The organism is Microbacterium sp. NPDC019599, assembly GCF_040632175.1.
Lineage (GTDB): Bacteria > Actinomycetota > Actinomycetes > Actinomycetales > Microbacteriaceae > Microbacterium.
In genome coordinates this window covers 1-4,506 of the sequence record NZ_JBEYBL010000018.1, presented here as the reverse complement: position 1 = coordinate 4,506, position 4,506 = coordinate 1, and the positions used below count along the sequence as shown (strand labels likewise).

Sequence of the window (4,506 nt, the reverse complement as noted above, 5' to 3'; positions counted from 1 at the left end):
TCTCCGCTTGAGGGGGGTAAGGCTCTCAGCCTCTCCGCTTCCCTGTGGGGCGAACAAGTACTAACTTACGCGGCTCCCGCAGCACCGGCAAATCGGCACAGCATCCCGGGCGTGTCGCTGGTCTCCGATCCCGGAGTCACGCGGATTCCCGAGCTGCGACACGCAGATCCGCCGTCAGCGCCACCAGCGCGGACTCACGCTCCGCGGTGTCCCGCACACGCAGGAGCGCGGACGGGTGCGTCGTTACGACGACCGTCCGACCTTCATGGGCGATCGGCTGCCCACGCTCGGGACCCACCCGCACCGTGCGACCGAGGACCGATCGGGCCGCCGTCGCTCCGAGGCACACGACGACCCTCGGATCGACCGCCCGCATCTCGGCCTCGAGCCATGCGCGACAGGCGTCGATGTGCACGACCCCGGGCTTCTCGTGGATGCGCCGCTTCCCCCGTTGCTCGAACCGGAAGTGCTTGACGGCGTTCGTGACGTAGATCTCCTCGCGCGCGATGTCCGCGCGCTCGAGTGCCTCGTCGAGGACCCGTCCCGCCGGCCCGACGAAAGGCTCGCCGGCGAGGTCCTCGCGGTCTCCCGGCTGCTCCCCCACGAGCATCATCCGCGCCTTCTCGTGCCCATCGCCGAAGACGGCCTGCGTGGCATGGGCCCACAGCTCACACCCGCGGCAGTCCTGCACGGCATCGCGGAGGCGCGGGATGCCGGCATCCTCCGGAACCCATCGCTCAGCGCCGGGGCGCTCCGGCTCGGCCATGCCACGAGTGTAGGCGCGGCCGTTGTCGCCGTCTCCTGGTGGGGCCTATCGTCCCGAGTGGAGGAGGGTCCAGCACATGACGACGACGCGAGCCCACGCGATCCTGGCCGAGCTCGGCATCCAGCCGACAGCGCGACTCGTCGAGGCGCGGCATCCCGTCCCGCTCGCCTCACGGCTCGCGGTCGACGAGCTCGCGTGGTCTGCCGTGGCCGCTGCGTCACTGGCCGCCGCCGATCTCGCGGGAGCGGGGTCGGTCGCGCTCGACCCCGCGCGCATCGCGCTCGCCTACGCGAGCGAGCGCTACGGCTCGATCGACGGAGAGCGTCCCGTCGCCTTCGCGCCGCTGTCGGGGTTCTTCCGCGCAGCGGATGGGTGGGTGCGCACGCACGGCAACTATCCGCATCATGCTCGTGCACTGCTGGCCGGCCTGCAGCTCCCCGAGGGATCCGGCGCGGACGCCGTCGCGACTGCTCTCGCGAACCTTCCCGCCGACGCGGCCGCGCAGGCGATCGCCTCGCGCGGCGGGATCTGCGCGGCGGTCCTCGCGGAGCAGCCCCCTGTCGATCACGCGCTCCGCCTCCAGCCCCTGGTGCGCGTCACGCGGCTGGGCGATGCGTCCACGCGCGCGCTCGACGGGCGCCGCTCAACGCCCCTCGCCGCGGTTCGGGTCCTGGACCTCACGCGCGTCATCGCGGGGCCCGTCTCCACGCGCACCCTCGCCCTCTTCGGCGCCGAGGTCCTTCGCATCGACCCGCCCCGGATGCCCGAGATCGCGTGGCAGCACCTCGACACCGGCCACGGCAAGCGCTCCGCCGTGCTCGAGCTCGACGACCCGGCGGGTCGCGGAGTCCTCGAGGGTCTGCTCACCTCCGCCGACGTCGTCGTTCTGGGCTACCGGCCCGAGGGCCTCGCGCGGCTCGGTCTCTCTCCGCGCGAGCTCGCGCAGCGGCATCCGGGACTCGTCGTCGCGCAGCTCTCGGCGTGGGGTGAACCGGATCGGCGCGGATTCGACAGCATCGTCCAGGCGGCGTGCGGCATCGCGTGGATCGAGACGCGGGACGGCGTGACACCGGGCGCGCTCCCGGCCCAGGCCCTGGATCACTCGGCCGGGTATCTGCTCGCGGCGGCGGTCATCGCTGCACTCCGACGGCGGGCGCAGGAAGGCGGTTCATGGCTCGTCGAGACGTCGCTGCGCCGCGTCGCTGCGGAACTGCTCGGGATGCCGCGCACCGCCGAACCTGCTGACCACGAGGCCGTAGAGCCCGGGGCGCACACCCAGACCTTCGAGGTCGACGGCCGGCTCGTCACGACGGTCGGCCCCGCCCCCTCGTTCGAAGGGGGACCGACGGCCTTCAGACCGCCGCGTCCGTGGGGAGAAGACGAGCCCGCCTGGCCGACGGATCAGCGCTGACGTCGAGCCCCGTGCACGACCTGGATGCCGATGGCGAGCAGGAGCGTGACTGCACCCCACACGGCGCACGCCGGGGGCAGCACACGGTACGCGAGGTGCTGCACGGTGAACGCGGCATCCAGCGGGCCGTAGGCCGCGAGCCCCGCAAGCCACGCCACAGCGAGGATCACCGGCAGTGAGAGCCACCAGGCCCAGCGGACCCACGACGGGAGGAGGCGCGGACCGTGTCGCTCAGCGGCATCGCGCCCGCGGAGCCACGCGACCGCCCACAGGGCGATGATCGCGAGCCCGATGACGCTCGACGAGTGCTGAAGCCACTTGAAGCCGGGGAGCGGCCCCCAATCCGCGGCGAGGAGCGGGATCGTCTGCGCGCCCCAGCGTCCTTCATGCGTGAAGTGGTCCCACACGATGTGGCTCGCGATGCCGATCGCGAGCGATGCGGCCAGGAGCAGCATCCCGCTCCATGAGATGGCCCAGCGGCGCGGTCGGCTCGGCTCGGCGACGACCTCGATCGCGAGGGTCTCGCGTGCCGCGCTCCGCGCGCCGCGATCCCACCCTGACGGCAGCCGCACCGCGAGCCATCCGGGCGAGAGCTCACGCGCCGCGGGGCGCAGCACGCAGCGCCAGATGAGCAGCAGCGCGAGGGCGAGCAGGATCGTCAGCGGCAGCCATGCGAAGTCGTGCGTGCGTCCATAGCCGAATGGGGAGAGGCGCACGAAGAGCGGGAGATCGGGAGCCATCGCACCGACCGCGATCGCCGCGGGCACAAGCGGCGTGCGGACGAACGGCAGCGCGACGACCGCGTGACTCGGCGTGAACGGCACGGCCGCTCCGTCGGGCTCAGCGACCGGACTCGACGAAGAGGCCCGCGAGGGTCTTCTTGCCGCGACGCAGCACCGAGACGCTTCCGGGGAGCGACCCCGTCACGACGGCGGCGTCGTCGTCGACGCGCACGCCGTCGAGCGACACCCCGCCCTGCGCGATCGCACGCCGGCCCTCGCTCAGGCTCGAGACGAGCCCCGTGTCGACGAGCGCCTGCAGCACGGGACTGCCGTGCGCGACAGTCGCATTCGGGAGCTCCTCGAGCGCGTGACGCAGGGTGCCGGCGTCGAGCGCCGTGAGGTCGCCCTGGCCGAAGAGAGCCTCGGATGCCGCGATGACGGCGGCCGCGGCATCCGTCCCGTGCACGAACGTCGTGACCTCGAGTGCGAGGCGCTTCTGCGCAGCCCTGCGGAACGGCTCGGACTCGACGAGGCGCTCGTACTCCTCGATCTCGGCGCGCGTGAGGAACGTGAAGATCTTCAGTCGCGTGATGACGTCGGCGTCGTCGGTGTTGAGCCAGAACTGGTACATCCGGTACGGGCTGCACATCGCCGGGTCGAGCCAGATCGCGTTGCCCTCGCTCTTGCCGAACTTGGTGCCGTCGCTGTTCGTGATGAGCGGTGTGCCGATCGCGTGCACCGACGTGTGCTCGACGTAGTGGATGAGATCCACGCCGCTCGTGAGGTTGCCCCACTGATCGGAGCCGCCCGTCTGCAGGACACAGCCGTAGGAGCGGAAGAGCTCGAGGTAGTCGAGGCCCTGGAGGATCTGGTAGCTGAACTCCGTGTAGCTGATGCCCGCCTCGGAGTTGAGGCGCGCGCTCACGGCGTCCTTCTTGAGCATCGTGCCGACGCGGTAGTGCTTGCCGATGTCGCGGAGGAAGTCGATCGCCGACAGCGGCGCGGTCCAGTCGAGGTTGTTGACGATGCGCGCCGCATTGTCGCCCTCGAAGCTCAGGAAGCGCTCGACCTGGCCGCGCAGGTATCCGACCCACTCTGCGACGGTCTCCTTCGTGTTGAGCGTCCGCTCGGCACTGGGACGCGGGTCGCCGATGAGGCCCGTCGAGCCGCCGACGAGACCGAGCGGCCTGTGGCCGGCGAGCTGGAGCCGGCGCATCGTGAGCAGCTGCACGAGGTTGCCCAGGTGGAGGCTCGGCGCGGTCGGGTCGAAGCCGCAGTAGTACGTGATCGGGTCGCCCGCGAGAAGTGCGCGCAGCGCATCCTGATCGGTGGACACGTGCACGAGTCCACGCCACACGAGCTCGTCCCACACGTTCTCGAACGCGGGGTCGTTCGCGGGCGCGAGCGCACTCACGACTGTTTCAGACACGCGCTTCAGGCTATCAGCGGGCCGCAGCGTGTCAGTCATGGTGTCTTCCTCACGATCGGGATCGGCCATGCCGAATACATGCCCGTTAACGTGAAATGGCCACCCAGCGTTGGGTGGCCATTTCTCGAAAGAAGTCCGGCGGTGTCCTACTCTCCCACAGGGTCCCCCCTGCAGTACC

4 protein-coding genes are annotated in these 4,506 nt (G+C 70.9%); 1 reads left to right on the top strand and 3 read right to left on the bottom strand.

Annotated features, from left to right (window positions below; genetic code table 11):
- Positions 1-136: 136 nt before the first annotated feature.
- Positions 137-766 carry a UdgX family uracil-DNA binding protein gene (locus ABZ477_RS19075; protein WP_360136412.1) on the bottom strand — a complete coding sequence of 210 codons (630 nt, stop codon included), beginning with the start codon at positions 764-766 and terminating at the stop codon, positions 137-139.
- Between the two features lie 76 nt (positions 767-842).
- Here ABZ477_RS19075 and ABZ477_RS19070 point away from each other — a divergent pair, with 76 nt between their 5' ends.
- Positions 843-2,177 (top strand): CoA transferase, encoded by a 1,335-nt coding sequence (locus tag ABZ477_RS19070; protein WP_360136410.1) that lies wholly within the window; start codon positions 843-845, stop codon positions 2,175-2,177.
- On the opposite strand, the gene ABZ477_RS19065 is transcribed toward ABZ477_RS19070, so the two are convergent.
- The gene (locus tag ABZ477_RS19065) at positions 2,168-3,001 is read right to left on the bottom strand and encodes a DUF4184 family protein (protein WP_360136408.1); all 834 of its coding nucleotides are present in this window, start codon (positions 2,999-3,001) and stop codon (positions 2,168-2,170) included. The two genes, ABZ477_RS19070 and ABZ477_RS19065, sit on opposite strands and share 10 nt — an antisense overlap.
- 16 nt (positions 3,002-3,017) lie before the next feature.
- A complete protein-coding gene (gene tyrS, locus ABZ477_RS19060) occupies positions 3,018-4,328 on the bottom strand; it encodes a tyrosine--tRNA ligase (RefSeq protein ID WP_360136406.1) in 1,311 nt (436 codons plus the stop codon).
- Positions 4,329-4,506 lie beyond the last annotated feature (178 nt).